The following is a 19963-nucleotide window of genomic DNA, read 5'->3' on the forward strand; positions in this document are numbered from 1 at the left end:
GCGGGGCGCGCGGCGGACTGACGGTCCGTCAGGCCTGGCCCGCGGCATCGTGGTCGGCCTCGCCGAGGATCCTCGACGCGTTCTTGCCACCCTGGCCGGCGCTGTCGAGGACCTCGCTGACCTTGGCGAACAGCTTGATGACGCCGTCCGTCGGCTTGTCGACGTTCTCGTGGTACTGCTTGCCGATCTCGTCGTTGCCGGCCGAGCTCTTGTTGTACCGGTTGATCTCGTCGGTCTTGCCCTTGATCGTGCTGATCAGGTCCGACATCTCGTGGAACTTGGAGAACTTGGCCTCCAGGTCCGACAGGGCGGTCAGGTCCTCAGCCACGGAACTCCTCCTGACGGTCGCGCTTGCGCCGCTCCTCGGCCGCGGCCTCGTCGGCGAAGCCGGGGCGCATCTGCCGCAGCGGGGCGAGGAGGCCGTCGAGATCGGTGCCGCCGGACATCGACGCCGCCAGGCTCTCGCCGAGGCCCTTGAAGGAGCCCATCGTCTCGGTGATCCGGTCGCCGATGTCGGCCCTCGCGGTGTTCAGCAGGTCGGTGAGCAGCGTGGCGAGCGCGGCGGGGGCCATCGACCGGTAGCCGGTGGTGTGGAAGGTCATCGACACCACCTGGCCCTGGGCGCCGACCGTCACGGAGACCATGCGGTCCTTGGACGTCGCCGTGGCCGTCGCCTTCTGCAGCTCGCGGGCCGTCTCCGTCATCTTGGCCTGCTGCTCGGTGAGCCTGGCCATCGCCTGCTCGATCTGCTCGGCGTACGAGAACGCCATTCCCGGCTCCTCCGTCTCGGTCCCCGCGGTCACCCCCGATGGCGCCGCCCCGGGCCCAGGGGGGTCGGGCCCGGGACGCGCCGGTCTTCGGGGGTCGTACGGTCCTCTCTACGGACGGGACGGGCCGCCCGGTTCGACGGGCCCGGGATCAGCGGCCGATGACTCCCGTCACGGCGCCGGAGTCGGTACCCCAGACCTCCTCGTCCTCGGCGAGCCAGGTGGTGCGCTGGCGCTCCTTCTCGCCCTGGCCCGCCCCTCCGGCGCCGCCCGGGGGCGGCATCATCGGGGCGCCGGAGCCGCCGGTGGTGGACACGCCCCGGCCCATCAGCGCCGCCTCCTCGGCGGCGGTCGCCGCGGCGGCGCGCCCGGCGGCCGCGTTGCGGGCCATGGCCGCCTCCTCGGCCATCGCGGCGCCGGCCTTGGCCGCGAGGGGCGACATCTGCTTGCCGGTGCCCATGGTGGGTACGCCTCCGGACACGCCGCCGGTGGTGCGGACGCCCTGGCCGAAGCCCTCCCCGACGCCCTCGCCGATCCTCGGGAGCGCCGTCGTGCGGCCCGATCCGAAGTCGCCGACGCTGCTCCAGTTGGAGCCCGTGCCGGGCAACCCGCCGCTGCTGCCGCCGGAGCCGGTGCCCAGACGGGTCTCGATGGCCCGGCGCTGGTCGGAGAGCATCTGGTCGAACGGGGAGACGGTGCGGCCGCCGGAGTCGCGGACGACTCCGTCCTTGTCGATGGACGTGTCCTTGTCGAGCACGACCGTGTTGCCGTTGCCGTCCTTCATCAGCGTGCCGTCGGGGAGGGTGACGGTGCCGTCCGGGTTGCGCTTGGAGCCCGGCGGGACCTTGAACGCGCCCCCGGGGACGATCGGGTCCGGCTCGCCGACCTTCGTCCCGGGCGGCACCTTGCGGGGCTTGCCGTCGGAGCCGAGCAGCGGCTGCCCGTTGGGGCCGATCAGTTCGCCCTTGCCGTTGATCGTGGTGCCCGGCGGGACGTACATGGGCTTGCCGTCGGGGCCGAGGACCTGCTTGCCGTCCTTGTCGAGGAGCGGCGACTGGCCCGCGTTGCCGATGTTGATGTTGCTGCCGGGGCCGCCCGGGCCTCCGGTACCGGTCTTGTTGCCGGTCTTGTTGGGGTTGAGGTCGAGGTTGGGCGGGGGCCCGCCGCCGTGGTTGGAGCCGGTGGAGTCCTTGTTCTTGTTGTTCAGGTCGAGGTTGGGGCCGCCCTTGCCGTCTCCGCCGCCACCCTTGCCGTCTCCGCCCTTGCCGTCTCCGCCGCCCCCCTTGGGGTCCGGGACCTTGGGCGCCGGGTCGACCGGGAGGATCATCCTGACGTCCGCGAACTTACCCAACGGGCCGGCCGCGTAGTTGTAGGAGGTCGTCAGGTTCTCCCGGACCCTCATGGCCTGAAGGTCCAGCGACCAGACGACCCAGAGGTTCCACAGGTTCTTGGCGTACGTCTCGATCTGCTGGACGAAGGCCGTGTCCTTGCCGCCGACCGGTTCCACACCGTCCGTGACCGACCAGGTGACCTTGGCCGTCTGCTCGTCGACGAGGGTCGGCACCAGGCCGAACGTCATGACGATGAACGCGAAGTGGACGCAGTACCAGGGCCAGGACAGGGAGTTGTCCTCGAAGGTCTTGAGCTTCCAGTTCCCGCCCCCTGCCACCTGCGAGGACTTGCCGCGCCAGGCGTTGTAGGCGTCGTAGAGGCCGTGCAGCGCGAAGCCCAGGCCGTCGCCGCCGGATTTGATGTGCGCCTCAACACGGTGGTCGTCCCCGCCGAGCCGGTTGCGCAGCTGGTCGAACTCGCTGCGCAGGCCGATCAGGACCTCCTTGAACCGGCCGGCCGCGCTGCCCTGGAACGTGTCACCGGCGCCGTCCACGTGGTTGGCCCAGTCCTGGACCTTCTTCTGGCACTCCGTGGCCCAGGTGTGGAGGTCGCCGATCTCCTTGGCGATGTCGATGAAGCTCTGCACGCTGGTGGTGTCGTTCGCCTTGCCGCCCCACAGCAGCGGGCCGAGGATCTCGTCGGCCATGTGCTCGAAGCGGTAGAGGTTGGTGCGGGACTTGGCCGGGTCGTCCGGCTGCCAGGTCTGCCAGTTGAGCTTGCAGCCGATGAGGGTGGTGGAGCCCTTGCCCTCGTAACCCCACTCCGCCCACATGGCGAAGCCGCTCTTGGCGCCGTTGTTCGCCTGCCAGTCCTGGGTCCACACCTCGATGGTGGCGATCCACGCCTCGCTCATGACGTCGTCGCGGCTCGCCACGTCGACCTGGTTCGAGGCGGCGAACGCCTTGATCATCTGCTCCCAGGGCTTGAGGGGCGTGGTGGCCGCTCCGGAGTTCTTGGGGTCTTCTGCCATGACTGCTTCCTGGTGCGAGGGAGGACTGGTCGAGGTGTGGGCGGCCGGGCCGGGCCGGTGCGCGGCCCGGCCGCACTCCGGTCAGACGGACGGCGGGCCGACGCCCCCGGTGCCGCCCGTGCCGCCGGTGCCCCCGGTACCACCGGTGCCACCACCGTTGAGGACGTCGCTGAAGATCTGCATCATGTTGGCCTCGGTCCAGGCGCTGTGCTCACCCTCGCCCAGCCGGGTGTTCGCCATCTGAAGATCGACCACGATCTTGTCGATGGTGTCGTGGATGGTCCCCAACGACGTCGTGACGCTCGTGCGGTAGTCGTTCAGCTTGGTCCGCAGGAACTTGACCGGGGGGAACGAGTCGTTGCCCGGCAGCAGCGCTGCGGTGGTGATCGGCCCCGACTTGGTGTTCACCTCCTCCTTGAAGGTCTGCAACTGCGTGACGAAGTCCTTGATCCCGTCGGGATCGACCTTGATCGTGCCCTCGCCCATGGGCGAACTCCTCAGCCCTCGTCGCTAGTTGACGAACTGCTTCCCGCCGTCCACGTCCGCCTGGATCATGGTCTGGTGCATGTGGCCGAGCCTGCCCGCGGCGGCGACGATGTCCTCGTTCATCACGTTCGCGTGCTGGTTGACGGTGGACTGGAAATTCGTGAAGGCCGCGGCTGCGGCACCCTGGAACTCGCCGCTCGTCGTCAGCGCGGTCAGCCGGCTCATCAGCAGCTCGAGGGCGTCCTTCATGCCGCCGCCGGCCTGGGCCAGCTCGCTCTGGGCCTGCTCGATGGTCTCGTGGTGGAGCTGGATGCTCCCGAAGTTGTCCATGGCCATGGTGTGGCGAATCCTTCCGCTCGTACGCGCCGTCAGGCGCCCTGGAGACCTTCGTAGATACCGTCGGCGAACTGTGCGCGGGCCTCGGCCTCGGCGTTGGAGATGATCTGGCTGGCGCCCTGGGTCGCCTCCACGAAGCGCTCGAAGGCCTGGATGACGAGGTGGTAGCGGGTCATCCAGTCGTCGAGCTTGGTCGTGAACATGTCGCCGGCACCGGAGATCCAGCCCTTCCCGACCTCCTCCTTGATGCGCTCGACCGTACGGCCGGCCGTGATCATGTCGTCGATCTGCTGCTGCAGCTCGCCGAGGACCCTGCGGATCGACTCGTCCTGTTTCGTCAGCATGGCGGGCGTGCTCACCGGGTGCTCCCTTCCTCCACCCGCACGGTGCGGGCGGTTCCGATCGACTCAACGGGGCTTTCGGGACGGGTGGTTCAGTCGCACGGAACCGGGGCCGCGGCGGAGGCCGGGGCGGAGGCCGGGGCGCCCGCGCCGATCGCCGGCACCGTCGGCGCGCCCGCCGCCGCGGCGTTCGCTCCGGCCGGTGCTCCGGCGGTCGCTCCGGCGGTCGCGGAGACCGCCGACACGTCCGCCAGGGCCGCCGGGTCCAGGCTCGGCCCGGTGGGCAGCAGGGCCAGCACGGCCGCGGGCACGGCGGCCGGGGTGACCCCGGCGTAGCCGAGCTGCTTGACCACGGCGGCCGAGGGCAGCGGGTAGCGCGTCCCCGCCTCGGTGACCAGGTACTCCGTCCCGCCGCCGCCCGCGCCCGACAGGGCCCGCACCAGCGCGCCGCGCCCCGGCCGTACGGCGATCCGGTCCGCCACCGCGCAGGCGCCCGGCGCCCCGGGGGCGGGGGCGCGGCCGGCCTCCGCCTCGGCGGCGGGCAGCACGGTGACGGCGGTGGTCGGGGAGCCGCCCGCCGTACGGACGTCGGCGCAGACGCCCTCGCCGCGCAGCGGGGTCACCAGCTGCGGCGGCGTCTGCGGCAGCCCGCCGCCCGGGGCGGTGGCGGGCGCGGGGTGCGCGGCGAGGTCCTCCGCGCCGATCGGGGCGGGCGCGGGGGCGGCGCTGCCGTACGCCTCGCGCTGGGTGCGGCGGTCGCCGAGCAGCAGCCCGTACTGGGTGGCGGTCAGCGGGGCCAGGCCCTCGCGGGTGAGCAGGTAGTGGGCGCCGCCCGGAGCGTCGAAGAGCTGGCCGACTCGGGTCGGCTTCCCCGCGAGCGCCGGGCCCTGGTCGCCCCGCCCGGGGACGGCGGGCGCGGCGAGGTCCGGCCCGGCGGGCAGGGCGTTCAGCACCCCGGCCTGGACGGGGAACGGCGTGGCGCCGCCGTAACCGAGCGCCTGGAGCGCGCCGTTGGCGGTGTCGACGCGCAGCCGCTGGCCCTGCCAGAGCAGGTGCACCGAGCCGTCCGGCAGGGAGACCAGCAGGCCCTGGCCGGCGGCGAGCGCCCGGCCCTCCCCCGGAGGGTCCAGCCGCAGCGACACCCGGGCGGCGGGGGCGCCGGTCGGGCCCGGCTGCACGGTGCCGCACACCAGCCAGGTGCCGCCGCCCAGGTCACCGGCGGGCGGCAGCCCGTCCGGGGCCCCGGCGATGCCCACCGGCAGGCCCCGCGGCGCGTCCGCGATCGAGTCCCGGCTCACCGAGCGGACCGTCAACTGGTCGCCCGCCAGCAGCTTGGCGCTGGTGTCGTTGAGCACCGGGTGCAACTGCCCGCCGATGGAGAGGTAGCGGGCGCCGCTCTCCTCCACCACCAGCAGGGTGCCCGGCTTCTCCCACCCGGAGTCGCCGCCCGGCTTGATCACCCCGTACACCGTCACGCCCAGGCCGATCAGCACTGCCACGGCCAGCCCCGTCACCGCGCCCCTGGTGGTCCTGCCCGTCGGGGTGTCCGGCGCGTCGGGCTCCGCCCGCAGCATGCCGGAGGCCAGCCTGCTCATCACGAACAGGTGCGCCTGCACCTGGTCGCGTCGGGACTGCATCCACGTCCTCCCCGCCGTTTCGGTGGGATGCGCCACTGTCCGCGCCCCCACCCCGGCTCTACGGGCGGGGACGGCCGGGGAGTTCACCCAATTTCCCTTGAACCCCTCTGCGCGGATGCAGGATGCTGGGCCCCTTCGGGTCGTCGAGGGAGTCGGAAGGGGAACGGTTGGACTGGGCCGAGGCCGCCGGGTACGGGGCAGTCGGGGGCGCGCTCGTCGAACTCGTCGTCGTCAACGGGCGGTTGCTCGCCTGGCAGGCGGCCCGCCACCGGGCCCGCGACGAACGGCGGCGCCGGCTCCCTCCCCTGCGGCACTACATCGACCCGACCGCCGACCTCGCCGCCGGCCTCAGCAGGATCGCCCTCGGGGCCCTGACCGGCTGGCTGCTCCACACCCAGGTCACCGGGCTGTACGCGGCGGTCGCGGCGGGGGCCTCGGCTCCGGCGCTGATCCGGCAGCTGGGGACCTTCGGGAGCGTGCAGGACGTGGTGCGGGGCGGCCCGGCGCCGGAGGGCGTCGAGCGGGAGACGGCGAGGGAGCGGGCCGGGGAGGTGGGATCGTGAGTTTCCTCCAGCGTTACCTGCGGTCGCTGCTGTCCACTTCCGTCCCCGTCCCGGCCTCCGCCCCGGAGGCGGGCGGCGCCTCCGGCCTGCCCTGGTGGCGGCGGTACGTGGCGTCCCTGGTCGGGGTGCCGCTGGCGGGCGCGGTGGGCGCGGGGCCGGTTCGGCGTGCGCGCCCGGTGAGGCGCACCGTCCTGGGGCCCACCGGCCCCCGGCGGGTGGTGGCCTACGCCCGTTCCAATTCCACCCCCACCCGCCGTCGGCGCCTGCCCCGCCGGCTGGGGGCCCTCGCCGCGCTCGGGCTGCTCTGCTGGGTGGTCGTCGCGCTGCTCGCCGACCCTCCCGCGCCCTCGCACACCCCCCCTCGGCCGGCCCCGAGCACCACCGCCCCCGTCACCACCGGCCCCGCGCGCTGACACCCGCACAGCCGCTACCGTGGTTGTCGCGCACCGACCGAACCGCCACCCCGTCTCCCGAGGAGAACCGTGACGTACTTCGTGGAACTGCCCGTGACGGCGGCCGGCTCGGACGCCCCGGAGACCGTGCGCGTCGAGATCGCCCAGGTCGGCGAGGGCCTCGTCCAGGTCTCCCGCCCCGGCCAGGTCGTCGCCCGCGCCACCCGCTCCCTCGGCGACATGCTCGCCGGCATCCGCCCCGTCGCCCAGAACTTCGTCGAGGGCTTCCACGGGCTCGCCCACGCCCCCGACGAGATCAGCATCGAATTCGGCCTCTCCCTCTCCGCCGAGGCCGACGTCGTCATCTCCAGCACCTCCGCCGAGGCCAACTTCAAGGTCTCCCTCACCTGGACCACCCGCCCCGAGCCCGACGAGCAGTAGGACCCCCTGCGCGATGGGCGCAGGGGGTCCCGAGGGGCGCCGTCGTGCAGGTGTCCTGGCCGAAGGCGACGGGGTCGCCGCCGTCCGCGCACCGGGCGGCGGCGAGGTAGTCGGCGGCGACGGCGCTGGATTCACACCGGCTTCCCCTACCCCGGGCCGAGGTGCGGGACGGGTGCCCCGGCGGCGAACGCCTTCTGCGAACCGGTGACCACCAGGCAGCCGATCCCCTCCTCCCGGTCGAACTCCCGGGCGGCGGAGACGACTTCACCCATCAGCTCGGCGTTCAGCGCGTTGAGCGCCTTCGGCCGGTCGAGGGTGACCAGGCCCACCGCTCCCCGGCGCTCGACCCGGATCGTCCGGTACTCCGTCATGCCGCACCACCCTCGCGCAGACCGGTCACAATGGCGGAGAAGTCCAGCACTCCCCCGGCACCCTCCGCAAAGGACGCGTACAACTCGGCCGCCCTGACGCCGAGTTCGAGCCGAGCGCCGGTCGCGGTGGCGGCGTCCGCCGCGAGGCCGAGGTCCTTGGCCATCAGCGCCGCCGCGAAGCCGGCCCGGTAGTCGCGGTTGGCCGGGCTCGCGGGCACCGGGCCGGGGACGGGGCAGTTGCTGGTGAGCGCCCAGCACTGGCCGGAGGCGGTGGAGGCCACGTCGAACAGCGCCTGGTGGCTGAGGCCGAGGCGCTCGCCGAGGACGAAGGCCTCGCTGACCGCGATCATGGAGACGCCGAGGATCATGTTGTTGCAGATCTTCGCCGCCTGCCCGGCCCCGGGGCCGCCGCAGTGGACGACCTTGCGGCCCATCGCCGCCAACACCGGCTCGGCTTCGGCGAATTCACCGTCCGAGCCGCCCACCATGAACGTCAGGCTCCCGGCCTCCGCCCCCGGCACCCCGCCCGAGACGGGCGCGTCCACCGCCCGATGCCCGGCGGTGCGGGCGAGGTCGGCGGCTACCCGGGCGTCGCCGACGGCGATCGTGGAACAGTCGACGAACAGCGCACCCGAGGCGGCCTTCGTCAACTCCCCGTACAGCTCCAGGACATGGCGCCCGGCGGGGAGCATGGTCAGCACCACCTCGGCCTCGGCCACGGCGGCCGCCGCCGAGTCGGCGATGACCACGCCCCGCGAGGCGGCGAGCGTGCGCGCGGCCGGTGCGAGGTCGTAACCCGTCACCGCATGACCGGCCTTGACGAGGTTGGCGGCCATCGGCCCGCCCATGTGGCCCAGTCCGACGAATCCGATCCTGAGGGTCACCAGCGCTCCAGGGTGCTCGGGGCGGCGAGGCCGAGCTCGCGCTCGCCCAGCCGCGCGAAGTGGCGGTCGACCTCGCCCTCGGACACCTCGGCCGGCTCGGCCGGGTGCCAGCGCGGGGTGCGGTCCTTGTCGATGACCTGCGCCCGGATGCCCTCGGGAAGGTCGGCGGTGGCCAGGGCGGCGCAGGAGGTGCGGAACTCCTGGTCGAGGACGGCCTCCAGCGGGCCGAGCGCCCGGGCCCGGCGCAGGGCGGCGAGGGTGACCTTGACGGCCGTCGGCGAGTTGGCGGTGATCCGGTCGGCGGCCTCCTCGGCCTCCGGCCGCCCGCAGGCCCGCAGCCGTTCGAGGATCTCCTCGACGGTCGGCGCCGCGTAGCAGTCGTCGATCCACTCCCGCTGCTCGGCCAGCCGCCCGGGCGGCGCCGTGCTCACGTGCCGCTCCAGCGCCTCGTGCACGGGCTCCACCGCGAGGTCGTCGAGCAGCGCGGGCAGCCGCTCGGCGGGCACGAAGTGGTCGGCGAGCCCGCACAGCAGGGCGTCCCCGGCGCCGATGGAGCCCGCGGTGAGGGCCAGGTGGGTGCCGAGTTCGCCGGGGGCGAGGCCGAGCAGGTAGGTGCCGCCGACGTCCGGGACGAAGCCGATGCCGGTCTCGGGCATGGCGATCCTCGTCCGCTCGGTGACGATCCGCACGCGGCCGTGCGCCGAGACGCCGACGCCGCCGCCCATCACGATGCCGTCCATCACGGCGACGTACGGCTTGGGGTAGCGGGCGATCCGGGCGTTGAGGCGGTACTCGTCGCGCCAGAACTCCTCGGCGGCGCTGTGGTCCCCGCCGGTGGCGGCGCGGTGGATGGCGACGATGTCGCCGCCCGCGCACAGCCCGCGCTCCCCGGCGCCGGTGAGGACGACGGTCTCGACGGTGCGGTCCTGCTCCCAGGCGTCCAGGGCCCCGGCGATGCGGCCGACCATGGCGTGGGTGAGGGCGTTGAGGGCCTTGGGGCGGTTGAGCACGATCAGCCCGGCCCGGCCCTCGCGGTGGAGGAGGACGTCCTCGGCCATCAGGCGGCTCCGATCAGGCCGCGGGCGACGATGACGCGCATGATCTCGTTGGTTCCTTCCAGGATCCGGTGCACGCGCAGGTCGCGCACCAGCTTCTCGATGCCGTACTCGGCCAGGTAGCCGTAGCCGCCGTGGAGTTGGAGCGCCTCGTCGGCGACGGCGAAGCCCGTGTCGGTGGCGTGCCGCTTGGCCATGGCGCACAGCTGCGGGGCCCGCGGGTCGCCCCGGTCCAGGGCGGCGGCCGCGCGGTGGACGAGCGCCCGGGCGGCCTCCAACTCCGTGGCCATGTCGGCGAGTCGGAACTGCAGCGCCTGGGCGTGCAGCAGCCGGGCGCCGAAGGCCTCACGCTCGCCGAGGTGGCGGGTGGTGCGCTCCAGGGCGCTCTGCGCGCCGCCGAGGGAGCAGGCGGCGATGCCGAGCCGGCCGCCGTTGAGCCCTGCCATGGCGATGCGGAAGCCCTCGCCCTCCGCGCCGAGCAGCCGGTCGGCGGGCAACCGCAGGCCGCCGAGGACGACCTGGCGGGTCGGCTGGGCGCTCCAGCCCATCTTGCGCTCGTCGGGGCCGAAGGAGAGCCCGGGGTCGTCACGGTCGACGAGGAAGGCGGAGATGCCGCCCGGCCCCGGGCCGCCCGTGCGGGCCATCACCACGTACACCTGGGCGGTGCCGGCGCCGGAGATGAACTGCTTGACGCCGTCGAGGACCCAGCCGTCCCCGGCGCGGACGGCCCGGGTGGAGATCGCGGCGGCGTCGGAGCCCGCGCCGGGCTCGGTGAGGCAGTAGCTGCCGAGGTGCTCGGCCCGGCACATCGCGGGCAGCAGCCGGTGGCGCTGCGCCTCGGTGCCGTAGCGGTCGACCATCCAGGCCACCATGTTGTGGATGGACAGGTAGGCGGCGATGGACGGGTCACCGGTGGCGAGCGCCTCGAAGGCCACCACCCCGTCCAGCCGGGCGAGTTCGGAGCCGCCGACGTCCTCGCGGACGTACACCCCGCCCAGGCCCAGGTCGGCGGCCTTGCGCAGGACGTCCACGGGGAAGTGCTTGTCCCTGTCCCACTCGACGGCGTGCGGGGCCAGGCACTCGTCGGCGAACTGCCGTACGGCGTCGGCGATCGCGGCCTGATCCTCCGTCAGATCACTGGCGTGCACGGCGCTCATCCCATCGTGGGCATGGTGAAGCTCGCGCCCTCCTTGACCCCGGAGGGCCAGCGCGAGGTGACGGTGCGGGTGCGGGTGTAGAAGCGGATCGAGTCGGGGCCGTGCTGGTTGAGGTCCCCGAAGCCGGAGCGCTTCCAGCCGCCGAAGGTGTGGTACGCGATCGGCACCGGGATGGGCACGTTGACGCCGACCATGCCGGTGTTCACCCGGCGGGCGAAGTCCCGGGCGGTGTCGCCGTCGCGGGTGTAGAGGGCGACGCCGTTGCCGAACTCGTGCTCGCTGGGCAGCCGCAGCGCCTCCTCGTAGTCGGCGGCGCGCACGACGGTGAGGACGGGGCCGAAGATCTCCTCGCGGTAGATCCGCATCCCCGGGGTGACGCGGTCGAAGAGCGAGGCGCCGAGGAAGTACCCGCCCTCGTGGCCCTCCAGGCGGAAGTCCCGCCCGTCGACGACGAGTTCGGCGCCCTCCTGGACGCCGAGGTCCAGATACCCGCGGACGCGGTCCAGCGCATCCCGGCCCACCAGCGGACCGAAGTCGGCCGCCGGGTCGTCCGAGCGGCCGACCTTGAGCGCGCCGATCCGCTCGACCAGCTTGGCGACCAGCGCGTCCGCCGTCTCCTCCCCCACCGGGACGGCCACCGAAATCGCCATGCAGCGCTCCCCGGCCGAACCGTAGCCGGCGCCGACCAGGGCGTCTGCGGCCTGGTCGAGGTCGGCGTCCGGCATGACGACCATGTGGTTCTTCGCGCCGCCGAAGCACTGCGCCCGCTTGCCGTTGGCGGCCGCCGTCGCGTACACGTACTGCGCGATCGGGGTGGAGCCGACGAAGCCGACGGCCCGGACGCGGGGGTCGGCGAGCAGGACGTCCACCGCCTCCTTGTCGCCGTGGACGACGTTGAGCACGCCGGGCGGCAGCCCCGCCTCCAGGAACAGCTCGGCCAGGCGCAGCGGCACCGAAGGGTCCCGCTCGGAGGGCTTGAGGACGAAGGCGTTGCCGCAGGCCAGCGCGGGCGCGGCCTTCCAGAGCGGGATCATCGCGGGGAAGTTGAAGGGCGTGATGCCCGCGACGACGCCCAGCGGCTGGCGCATCGAGTACACGTCGATGCCGGCGCCGGCGTTGTCGCTGAACTCGCCCTTGAGCAGGTGCGGGACACCGGCGGCGAACTCCACGACCTCCAGGCCGCGCTGGAGGTCGCCGTGGGCGTCGGCGATCGTCTTGCCGTGCTCGGCGGAGAGCAGCCGGGCGATGGCGTCCTTCTCCTGCTCCACGAGTTGCAGGAAGCGCAGCATCACCCGGGCGCGGCGCTGCGGGTTCCAGGCGGCCCAACCGGGCTGCGCCTGCTCGGCGTCGGCGATCACGGCCTCCACCTCGGCGCGGCTCGCGAGCGGGACCCGGGCCTGGACGAGGCCGGTGTTGGGGTCGAAGACGTCGCCGTAGCGACCGGAGGTGCCGGGGGTGTGCTTCCCGGCGACGAAGTGGGTGAGTTCTCGGACCATCGGTGACGTTCTCCCGTCCTGGATGCGGAAAGGAGGACTGGAGGCCGCGCTCAAGTCGCTTGCGCGCAGCTGGACATGACGATGCGTCAACTATCTCTACGGGCGCGGATCGCCATGCGTGTCGTCTCCATCCTCGTGGAAAACACGGATCACCCGCGGCCGGTATCCTGACTCCCGGATCGACGCCCGCCCCCTGGCCTTCCCGGCTGGCTGCCAGTGGCCTTCTCCCGCGAGGGGTGGACTCCCCGGTCACAGTGGCGGGACCGTGCCGGACTCACACCGGCTTCCCTGACACCGCGGACCTGTTCACGACCATATAGTTGGACGTCCTAGTAAGTCCAGAGCCCCGGGCCCGCGCCGCGCCGGTACACAAACCGTCAGGGCCGCGTCAGCACCCCGTCAAAACCGACCGCCGCCCGACCGTACGGGTGCAGGGTGGACGTCACCTGCCACTTCGCAGGCCGTACCGGAGGTGAGCCCGCATGTCCGTCTTCGCCGCGTTCCATCCCCACGCCCCCGCGCCCGCCCTCGACAGCCCCGGGCACCGCCTGCGCGCCGCCCTCACTCGGGTCGCCGAGCGGCTCGGCGCCAGCCCGCTCGACAGCTCCGTCCTCCACGCCATGGGCGCGCCCCGCACCACGGCCCGGCCCGCCGGGCTCCACGCCCACTGGCACCCGGTGCGGCGGGCCGACGGCAGCACCGGGCTCGAGGCCGACTGGCACACGGGGAACACCGGCCACTGAAATCCGTTCCCCTCACCGGAGCCGGGGCGAGACCATGGCCACATGGAATTCCTCGCCTACCACCGGGACCGCCCCGGCTCCATGCCGCTGCGCGGTGAGCTCATCGAGGCCCACTGGTCCTACATGGACGGCTTCGCCGAGCAGCTCATCGCCCGCGGCCCCACCTTCGACGACGCCACCGAGACGGTCACCGGCAGCATCCACATCGTCGACCTGCCCGACCCGGCCACCGCCCGCGCGTTCGCCTTCGACGAGCCCAACTACCAGGCCGGCGCCTACCGCGACGTCCTGCTCCGCCGCTGGCGCAACACCCTCGGCCGCACCATGTGGGACTTCCCCGGCCTCCGGGTCGAGACCCCCCGCTTCCTCCTCCTCGCCCTCGGCACCGGCGAGCCCGCCGACCTCACGCCGCCCCCGTCCCACGCCGACGACCTGATCGCCTACGGCCCGCTGCTCTCCGACGACGGCACCACCTGGCTCGGCACCGCCGCCCTCCTCCGCGCCCCCGACGAGGCCACCGCCCGCACCCTCCTCACCCCGGACGCGTACGACTCCGTCGAGGCCCACTCCTGGGAACCCGGCGGCCGCCGCTGACACACCACCGGCCCGGCCCCCACGGAGCGGGGCCGGGCCGGACGGGCTACGCGCGCTCAGGTGCGGTTGAGGGTGTCCTCGATGAGGTCGCGGGCAGCGGGGCCGTAGACGGCCGAGGGCTGCAGGCGCTCGAACGCCCTGCGGAAGAGGTCCAGTCGGGCCGGGTCGATGATGGTCTCGCCGCCACGGAAGCCCTCGACCTCCACCCGGCGGTCGTCGAAGATCGAAAACCCGTCGCCCGGGTAGATCAGGAGCCTGGCCCGGGCCGGAATGATGCCGAGCCTGAGCCCGGGAAGGTCGATCGCCTCGGCCAGCCTGCGCAGTTGGCCGCGCATCACCTCGGCGCCGCCGATGTTCGTGAGCAGGGCCTGCTCCCCGAGGAGGACGTGGTACGTCCGGCCCTCCTTACCGATGAACTGCGCGCGGGCCGTCCGGGCCGCGACGCCGGCCTCGATGTCGTCCGGAGTCCCGTGGAAGTCGACCACGAGCCGGAGCATCGCCTCGGCGTACTCGGGTGTCTGGAGGTTGCCCCAGACGATGTCCGGCTTGTATCCGATGTAGTGGCGGGTCTCCCTGACGAGCTCCAGGAAGCTCTCCTGCACGGGACCGGTGCCCTGCTGGAGGAGGCTGTCCCAATTGCCCTCGGCCGAACTCGGTGTGGTCGCCATGGGAGGGATTGTTCCAGTGAGCGCCTCCCCCTGTCCGCGAGTTCAGCCGCCCGCCCCGGGGTCCCGGGGCGGGCGGCGGAGCAGAGGGTGTCAGCTGGTGGTGGGGATGAAGGGGCGGCAGGAGCCGGTGGGGCCGGAGTAGGGGTCGTTCCAGTCGACGTTGAGGAGACGGGTGCCCGTCTGCGGGCCCACGATGCCGTCGGCCTGGCTGCTGCCGAGGACGCTGGCCTGGAAGGTGCGCACGGCCGCGTCGGTCTTCGGGCCCCACTGGCTGTCCTGGTCGATGGTGGGCTGGCCGGACAGGTGCAGCCAGTTGTTGACCAGGTGCTGCACGCACCACACACCCGTGCCCGAGGTGGTGCGGCCGTAGCCGAGGTAGGGGGCGGTGGTGGAGGCCTGGGCGGTGCCGGCCACGGCGGCCGTGGAGAGGAGGAGGGCGCCGGTGGCGACCAGCCCGCGACGGAGGGTCCTGTTCATCGTGGTGGTCCTTTCGAGGGGGGAGTACTACGCGCCGTACATGTGGTCGCTGGGCACCTGCCAGTAGCAGTAGCCCGGGCCTCCCCACGGGGTGCCGCTGTACTTGGGCTCGCCGTAGACCAGGATCTGGAAGCCGGTCACCGGGCCGACGATGCCGTCCGCCTTGTAGCCCCAGTGCGCCTGGAACCAGCGGACCTCGGCCTCGGTCTTCGGGCCCCACTGGCTGTCCTCGTCCACCGACCAGTACGGCGCGCTCGCCCGGTACGCGGACCCGTTGTTGTTGAGGAAGTAGTTGAGGCTGTGCTGCACGCACCACACGCCGGCGCCGGAGGTGGCGTACCCGCTGCCGATGTAGGTCGCGCCGGGTGCGGCGCTCGCGGTGCCCGTCAGTCCCAGCACCGACGCGCCGGCTATCGCCAGCGCCACTGCGCCCTTGCCGATCCTGGCCATGACGTTCATCGACTTGCTCCTTCTGGTGGTTCGACGGTGCCGCACGGTGATCACGGCGACCGAATGCCGCAGCGTACTGATCGTCAGGCCGGCGCCGGAGGTGTCTCAGACGTCCCATCAGGCGCCGCACCGCCGTGACCAGCGGCGATCCGGCGCCCGGGACGGGCAAGGTGAGACGTCTCAACTCGTGGAGCGCTTCTCCAGGCGGGTGCCCTCGCGGAGGGTGATGGACATGAGGTCGCTGGGGGCGTCGAGTTCGAGGCGGTGCCAGCGGCCCCGGGGGACGACGACGGCGGTGCCCGGGGTGAGGCGGACCATCTCCTCACCGGAGGAGGCGGGGTCCTCGGCGCGCAGGTAGAAGCGGACGGCGCCGCTGAGGCAGCAGACGGCCTCCTCGGCCTGCGGGTGCATCTCCCAGTGGTCGGCGTGGACGTCGGCGTCGGTCTCCACGTGGAAGGTGGCGACCTGCCAGGCGGCTTGCCCGGCACCGGACGCGCCGCCGGCCATCCGCCGCTCGGCGGCCAGGACCTGGCCGTCGGGGTGGAGGAGGAGGGCGGAGGAGAAGAGGTCGAGGGAGAGAGGGGTGGTCATGAGCGGGTTCCTTCCAGGTGCTTCTCGGTGACGACGGGAGTGGGACCGGCGGCAGGACGGCGCGGCAGGACGAGGACGGCCACGGCGGCGGCGAGCAGGAACAGGCAGGCCCCGCCCGCGAGCCCCAGCGCGTAGCCCGAGTTGAGCGCGGCCGGGTCGGACGCGCCCCCGGTGCGCCGGGCGGCGACGGTGGCCAGGGCGGCGAGCCCCACGCAACCCCCGAGCTGCCGCGAGCTGTTGAGCAGGCCGGAGGCCGCCCCGGCCTCCTCCGCCCGGACTCCGGTGGTCGCGGCGGCGGCGACGGGGGCGAGCACCAGGCCCAGCCCGACGCTGGTGACGGCGGAGGGCCCGAGGACGTCGGTGAGGAACCCGCCGTCCGGGCTGAGGCAGGCGAACCAGGCCAGGCCCGCCGCGGCCAGCAGGGCGCCGGGGACGAGGGCGGCGCGCGGGCCGCGTGCGGAGACGACGCGGGTGGCCACCAGGGTGCCGGCCACGACGCCCACCGAGAACGGCAGGAACGCGGAGCCGGTCGCCGCCGCGCCCATGCCGAGGACCTGCTGCATGTAGAGGGAGACGAAGTAGAAGGCCGCGAACTGCCCGGCCGCCGCGAGGAACACCAGCACGTTGGCCCCGGCCACCCACCGGCTGCGCAGCAGCCCGAGCCGCAGCAGCGGCGCCGCGCTGCGCGCCTCGACGAGGACGAATCCGGCCAGCACCACCAGGGCGAGCAGCACGGCGGGCCACTCGGCCGCCACGACGCCGTACACCAGCAGCCCGCATCCGCCCGTGGCCAGGACGGCGCCGGGCACGTCCAGCCGCTCCCGGCGCGCGGGGCGTACGTCGGCGGGCACGCCCGCGGCCGTCAGCGCGAGGGCGAGGGCGACGATCGGCAGGTTGACCAGCATGACCCAGCGCCACCCGGCGTACTGGGTGAGCAGCCCGCCCGCCAGGACGCCCAGGGCGCCTCCCGCCGCGTTGACCGCGCTCCACACGCCGAGGGCGCGCACCCGGGCGCGCCCCTCGCCGAAGGTGGCGGTGAGCAGCGAGAGCGCCGCCGGTGCGGCGGCCGCGGCGCCGAGGCCCTGGCCGGCGCGGGCGGCGACGAGCTGCCACGGGGCCTGGGCGAGGCCGCCGGCGAGCGAGCAGGCCGCGAAGGCGGCGAGGCCGAGGGTGAGGAGCCGGCGGCGCCCGTACAGGTCGCAGGCCCGGCCGCCGAGCAGCAGGGCGCCGCCGAAGGTGAGCGCGTAGACGTGCACGACCCAGGAGAGGTCGAGCGGGGCGAAGCCGAGCGCGGTGCGGACGGCGGGCAGGGCGACGTTGACCACCGACTGGTCCAGGGCGAACACGAACTGGGCGACGGCGACCGCCGCGAGCACCGTCCCGGGGCGCCCTCGCGAGTTTCTATACATGTATAGAAACGTAGCGCGCAGCTCCCGCCGATGTCGAGCCCCGAACCGGCCGGGGAGATGATGGCGGCATGCACGAGAAGCCCCGCAGGTCCCCCGGCCGCCCGCCCCGGATCTCCCTCGACCAGGTCCTCGACTCCGCCCGCCGGATCGTCACCGAGGAGGGCGTGGACCGCCTGACCATGCGCCGGCTCGCCACGGAGGTCGGCAGCACCCCGATGGCGCTCTACCACCACGTGCGCGACAAGGACGAGCTGCTCGTCCTCCTCCTCGACGACTACGCGAAGCGGGCGCTGCGCCGCCCCGACCTGCCCGCCGACCCCCGCGAGCGGGTGCTCGTCTGCACCGCCGCCATCCACGGGGCCCTCGCCGACTGCCCCTGGATCGTCGAGGTCCTGACGGCCGACGACCTGCTGTCCACCACCTCGCTGTGGTTCGTCGAGCAGATCCTCGACGGCCTCGTCGCCTGCGGCCTGACCCCCGAGCGGGCCGTCCACGGCTACCGCGCGATCTGGTACTACACGGCCGGCGAGATCCTCGTCCGGGCGACGGCCGGACGGCGCCGCGCGGACAGCGACCGCGCGACGTACAGGGAGCGAGTTTTCGCCGATCTCGACCCGAACGAACTTCCACGACTGGCGAACGTCGCGGCCCGATGGGCCGTACTGACGGCCGAGGAGACCTACCTCCAGGGCCTCACGGCACTGGTGGACGGTCTCCTGAACACTCCCTGACACCATGCCAAACCCCGTGCGGCGACCAGGATTTCGGGCGTTTCCCCAGCTCACCCCGCGTGCCGGCACCCCCTCGGCACCGGCCACCGACCACAAGCGGTAGGCCAATCTTCAAATCTCGACCATGCGTTTCACACATCCCCCTCTTCGGGTGGCCCGGATGCTCTACATTGATTTTCGCCTCGCACGGTTGGACGAGGGGCGGCGGTGAGTGATCTACGGTTTCGGCGCCGTGGGCGGTGAGTTGACACGCCTTCGGACGCTTGGTGGGGATGATCATTTCTCGGCGCCCGGGCGGGGTGTTCACGTTACGCGGCAATAGCGGCAATAGCAGCGACAGCCGATTCGCCATTCCCCGGAACAGGTTTCCGGGTTGCAGGAACGGTGCGGCACGGGAGGTGGGGCCTCCCAAGGGGAGGCACAGTGCGGGAGGCGCGAGCCTTCCAGGGGGGAGGAATCGTGTGGAGCGAGCACGTCGAACCCGCTGACGACCTGGAGGAAACGGTCGATCAGGGGGAAGGCGAATTACTGACCCCGTTCCATCCGGCGCGACGGCGCCGGTTGAACGGGACAATCGGCCGGGCCGAGCTCGACTGGGAGCAGCAGTACCGCCGAACCGTCATCGTCAGCGATACGGTGGCCACCGCGTTCGTGGTGGCGGCGATCGGCGGCTTCTTCGGGGTTCGGGACGCGGCCAACTGGCACGAGAAATGGGGAATTCTCGCCTTCGGCACCGAGATTCTGGTGCTGGGGGCGCTGGGGACGACCAAGGCGTGGGCCCCGGCTGTGCTCGGGCAGGGCGCCGAGGAGTTCCGCAGGCTCGGGCGCTCCCTCTTCGCGGCGGCCGTGGTGCTGGCGCTCGGCGGGATCGCCCTCAGCTCGCACAACATCAGGCTCTGGATCTTCGTCGCGATCCCGGCGATCACCATGGTCACCATGACGGAGCGGTACCTGCTGCGGCTCGCCCTGCACAAGCAGCGCAAGGACGGGCGGTGCCTTCGCCCGGTACTGGCGGCCGGCAGCCCCGCCACCCTGCGCGACCTGATCGCCCGCACCCGCAAGTTCCCTCACCTGGGCTGGCGCGTGGAGGCGGTCTGCACACCGTACGGACTGGGCCCCAACGGGGACCGGCTGGACGGGGTTCCCGTGGTCGGCCGTCTCACCGACGTCGCCGACCACGTCCACCGCGACGGCTACCGGGTCGTCGCCGTCACGCCCGACCCCTACTGGTCGCCGGACCGGCTGCAGCGGCTGGCCTGGAACCTGGAGGGCGGCGAGGCGGAGATGGTCGTCGCACCCGTGCTGATGGAGGTGGCGGGCCCCCGGCTGCACGTGGACGCGGTGCTCGGCATCCCGATGCTGCGGGTCAGCATGCCGGCCTTCACCGGCGGCCCCCGGGCCGTCAAGGCGGTCGCCGACCGCCTCGGCGCGGCCGTCCTGCTGGTGGTGTTCTCGCCGCTGATGCTGGCGGTGGGGCTGCTCGTCCTGCTGGACAGCCGGGGCGGGGCGTTCTACCGGCAGCACCGGGTGGGCAAGGACGGACGCCAGTTCACGCTGGTGAAGTTCCGCACGATGGTCGCCGGGGCGGACCGCAAACGCACCGAACTGCTCGCCCGCAACGAGGGCGCGGGCCTGCTGTTCAAGATGCGCCGCGACCCCCGGGTGACGAGGGTGGGCGGAGTGCTGCGGCGGTACTCGCTGGACGAACTGCCGCAGCTGTTCAACGTGTTGGCCGGTTCGATGTCGCTGGTCGGCCCCCGGCCCCCGCTGCCGGAGGAGACCGCCGAGTACGGGCCGGACATCAAGCGGCGGCTGCTCGTCAAGCCCGGCCTCACGGGGCTGTGGCAGATCAGCGGGCGCAGCGACCTGCCGTGGGAGGAGGCGGTGCGCCTCGACCTGCGGTACGTCGAGGACTGGTCGCTCGCCCTGGACGCGGTGATCCTCTGGAAGACGCTGCGCGCGGTGCTCCAGGGGCAGGGAGCGTACTGATGCACCAAGGGGGGCGCCGCTGC

At 73.1% G+C, this 19963-nt stretch carries 24 protein-coding genes and 1 riboswitch; of the genes, 7 read left to right on the plus strand and 17 right to left on the minus strand.

Annotation, left to right across the window (positions count from 1 at the left end; genetic code table 11):
* Positions 1-28: 28 nt before the first annotated feature.
* The 7 genes from ACIRRS_RS17295 to eccB all read right to left on the minus strand — a co-directional run bounded on the left by ACIRRS_RS17295 (position 29) and on the right by eccB (position 5929).
* Positions 29-328: a hypothetical protein gene (locus ACIRRS_RS17295; protein ID WP_402971285.1), complete on the minus strand. Its 300-nt coding sequence runs from the start codon at positions 326-328 to the stop codon at positions 29-31.
* Positions 321-770 (minus strand): YbaB/EbfC family nucleoid-associated protein, encoded by a 450-nt coding sequence (locus ACIRRS_RS17300; RefSeq protein ID WP_402971288.1) that lies wholly within the window; start codon positions 768-770, stop codon positions 321-323. Before ACIRRS_RS17300 ends, ACIRRS_RS17295 begins: the two co-directional genes overlap by 8 nt.
* A 148-nt stretch (positions 771-918) precedes the next feature.
* Positions 919-3129, minus strand: coding sequence for a hypothetical protein (locus ACIRRS_RS17305; RefSeq protein ID WP_402971290.1), 2211 nt, complete (start codon positions 3127-3129; stop codon positions 919-921).
* A gap of 81 nt (positions 3130-3210) precedes the next feature.
* Complete coding sequence (locus ACIRRS_RS17310; RefSeq protein ID WP_402971293.1) at positions 3211-3615, minus strand: hypothetical protein; 405 nt, start codon at positions 3613-3615, stop codon at positions 3211-3213.
* A gap of 24 nt (positions 3616-3639) precedes the next feature.
* On the minus strand, positions 3640-3951 hold the full coding sequence (locus ACIRRS_RS17315; protein ID WP_402971296.1) for a WXG100 family type VII secretion target: 312 nt from the start codon (positions 3949-3951) through the stop codon (positions 3640-3642).
* 32 nt (positions 3952-3983) lie between these two features.
* Positions 3984-4310, minus strand: coding sequence for a hypothetical protein (locus ACIRRS_RS17320; RefSeq protein WP_402971299.1), 327 nt, complete (start codon positions 4308-4310; stop codon positions 3984-3986).
* Positions 4311-4384: 74 nt separating this feature from the next.
* Complete coding sequence (gene eccB / locus ACIRRS_RS17325) at positions 4385-5929, minus strand: type VII secretion protein EccB (RefSeq protein ID WP_402971302.1); 1545 nt, start codon at positions 5927-5929, stop codon at positions 4385-4387.
* Between the two features lie 167 nt (positions 5930-6096).
* On the opposite strand from eccB, the gene ACIRRS_RS17330 reads away from it, so the two are divergent.
* The 3 genes from ACIRRS_RS17330 to ACIRRS_RS17340 all read left to right on the plus strand — a co-directional run bounded on the left by ACIRRS_RS17330 (position 6097) and on the right by ACIRRS_RS17340 (position 7325).
* Positions 6097-6492: a hypothetical protein gene (locus tag ACIRRS_RS17330; protein ID WP_402971305.1), complete on the plus strand. Its 396-nt coding sequence runs from the start codon at positions 6097-6099 to the stop codon at positions 6490-6492.
* Positions 6489-6905, plus strand: coding sequence for a hypothetical protein (locus tag ACIRRS_RS17335; RefSeq protein ID WP_402971308.1), 417 nt, complete (start codon positions 6489-6491; stop codon positions 6903-6905). The genes ACIRRS_RS17330 and ACIRRS_RS17335 overlap by 4 nt, the downstream gene beginning before the upstream one ends.
* 69 nt (positions 6906-6974) lie before the next feature.
* Entirely contained in the window at positions 6975-7325 is a 351-nt protein-coding gene (locus ACIRRS_RS17340) for a CU044_2847 family protein (RefSeq protein ID WP_402971311.1), read from the plus strand.
* A gap of 146 nt (positions 7326-7471) precedes the next feature.
* Here ACIRRS_RS17340 and ACIRRS_RS17345 read toward each other — a convergent pair whose 3' ends face one another.
* From ACIRRS_RS17345 to ACIRRS_RS17365, 5 genes are read right to left on the minus strand one after another with little or no spacing between them, the layout of a single operon-like run.
* Entirely contained in the window at positions 7472-7696 is a 225-nt protein-coding gene (locus tag ACIRRS_RS17345) for an enoyl-CoA hydratase-related protein (protein ID WP_402971313.1), read from the minus strand.
* Positions 7693-8580 (minus strand): 3-hydroxyisobutyrate dehydrogenase, encoded by an 888-nt coding sequence (mmsB, locus tag ACIRRS_RS17350; RefSeq protein ID WP_402971316.1) that lies wholly within the window; start codon positions 8578-8580, stop codon positions 7693-7695. Before mmsB ends, ACIRRS_RS17345 begins: the two co-directional genes overlap by 4 nt.
* Entirely contained in the window at positions 8577-9641 is a 1065-nt protein-coding gene (locus ACIRRS_RS17355) for an enoyl-CoA hydratase/isomerase family protein (protein WP_402971645.1), read from the minus strand. The genes mmsB and ACIRRS_RS17355 overlap by 4 nt, the downstream gene beginning before the upstream one ends.
* Entirely contained in the window at positions 9638-10792 is a 1155-nt protein-coding gene (locus tag ACIRRS_RS17360) for an acyl-CoA dehydrogenase family protein (protein ID WP_402971319.1), read from the minus strand. The genes ACIRRS_RS17355 and ACIRRS_RS17360 overlap by 4 nt, the downstream gene beginning before the upstream one ends.
* Positions 10789-12288, minus strand: a complete 1500-nt coding sequence (locus ACIRRS_RS17365) for a CoA-acylating methylmalonate-semialdehyde dehydrogenase (protein WP_402971322.1) — start codon at positions 12286-12288, stop codon at positions 10789-10791. The genes ACIRRS_RS17360 and ACIRRS_RS17365 overlap by 4 nt, the downstream gene beginning before the upstream one ends.
* A 139-nt stretch (positions 12289-12427) precedes the next feature.
* A riboswitch (cobalamin riboswitch) is annotated at positions 12428-12620 on the minus strand.
* Between the two features lie 150 nt (positions 12621-12770).
* On the opposite strand from ACIRRS_RS17365, the gene ACIRRS_RS17370 reads away from it, so the two are divergent.
* Together ACIRRS_RS17370 and ACIRRS_RS17375 are read left to right on the plus strand one after the other, a co-directional pair.
* The gene (locus tag ACIRRS_RS17370) at positions 12771-13031 is read left to right on the plus strand and encodes a hypothetical protein (protein ID WP_402971325.1); all 261 of its coding nucleotides are present in this window, start codon (positions 12771-12773) and stop codon (positions 13029-13031) included.
* A 42-nt stretch (positions 13032-13073) separates the two neighbouring features.
* Positions 13074-13625 carry a YciI family protein gene (locus tag ACIRRS_RS17375; RefSeq protein WP_402971326.1) on the plus strand — a complete coding sequence of 184 codons (552 nt, stop codon included), beginning with the start codon at positions 13074-13076 and terminating at the stop codon, positions 13623-13625.
* Between the two features lie 56 nt (positions 13626-13681).
* Here ACIRRS_RS17375 and ACIRRS_RS17380 read toward each other — a convergent pair whose 3' ends face one another.
* The 5 genes from ACIRRS_RS17380 to ACIRRS_RS17400 all read right to left on the minus strand — a co-directional run bounded on the left by ACIRRS_RS17380 (position 13682) and on the right by ACIRRS_RS17400 (position 17220).
* Positions 13682-14293, minus strand: coding sequence for a DUF5753 domain-containing protein (locus ACIRRS_RS17380; protein ID WP_402971329.1), 612 nt, complete (start codon positions 14291-14293; stop codon positions 13682-13684).
* Between the two features lie 90 nt (positions 14294-14383).
* Positions 14384-14770, minus strand: coding sequence for a peptidoglycan-binding protein (locus ACIRRS_RS17385; RefSeq protein ID WP_402971331.1), 387 nt, complete (start codon positions 14768-14770; stop codon positions 14384-14386).
* A 27-nt stretch (positions 14771-14797) separates the two neighbouring features.
* Complete coding sequence (locus tag ACIRRS_RS17390; RefSeq protein ID WP_402971334.1) at positions 14798-15229, minus strand: peptidoglycan-binding protein; 432 nt, start codon at positions 15227-15229, stop codon at positions 14798-14800.
* A 171-nt stretch (positions 15230-15400) separates the two neighbouring features.
* A complete protein-coding gene (locus ACIRRS_RS17395) occupies positions 15401-15811 on the minus strand; it encodes a cupin domain-containing protein (protein ID WP_402971337.1) in 411 nt (136 codons plus the stop codon).
* Positions 15808-17220, minus strand: a complete 1413-nt coding sequence (locus tag ACIRRS_RS17400; RefSeq protein ID WP_402971340.1) for an MFS transporter — start codon at positions 17218-17220, stop codon at positions 15808-15810. The genes ACIRRS_RS17395 and ACIRRS_RS17400 overlap by 4 nt, the downstream gene beginning before the upstream one ends.
* 68 nt (positions 17221-17288) lie before the next feature.
* On the opposite strand from ACIRRS_RS17400, the gene ACIRRS_RS17405 reads away from it, so the two are divergent.
* Both ACIRRS_RS17405 and ACIRRS_RS17410 read left to right on the plus strand, forming a co-directional pair.
* Positions 17289-17951, plus strand: a complete 663-nt coding sequence (locus ACIRRS_RS17405) for a TetR/AcrR family transcriptional regulator (protein ID WP_402971343.1) — start codon at positions 17289-17291, stop codon at positions 17949-17951.
* 561 nt (positions 17952-18512) lie between these two features.
* Entirely contained in the window at positions 18513-19940 is a 1428-nt protein-coding gene (locus ACIRRS_RS17410; RefSeq protein WP_402971345.1) for a sugar transferase, read from the plus strand.
* Positions 19941-19963: the final 23 nt, after the last annotated feature.

This window comes from Kitasatospora sp. NPDC101183 (assembly GCF_044767945.1).
In the GTDB taxonomy this organism is placed as follows: domain Bacteria; phylum Actinomycetota; class Actinomycetes; order Streptomycetales; family Streptomycetaceae; genus Kitasatospora.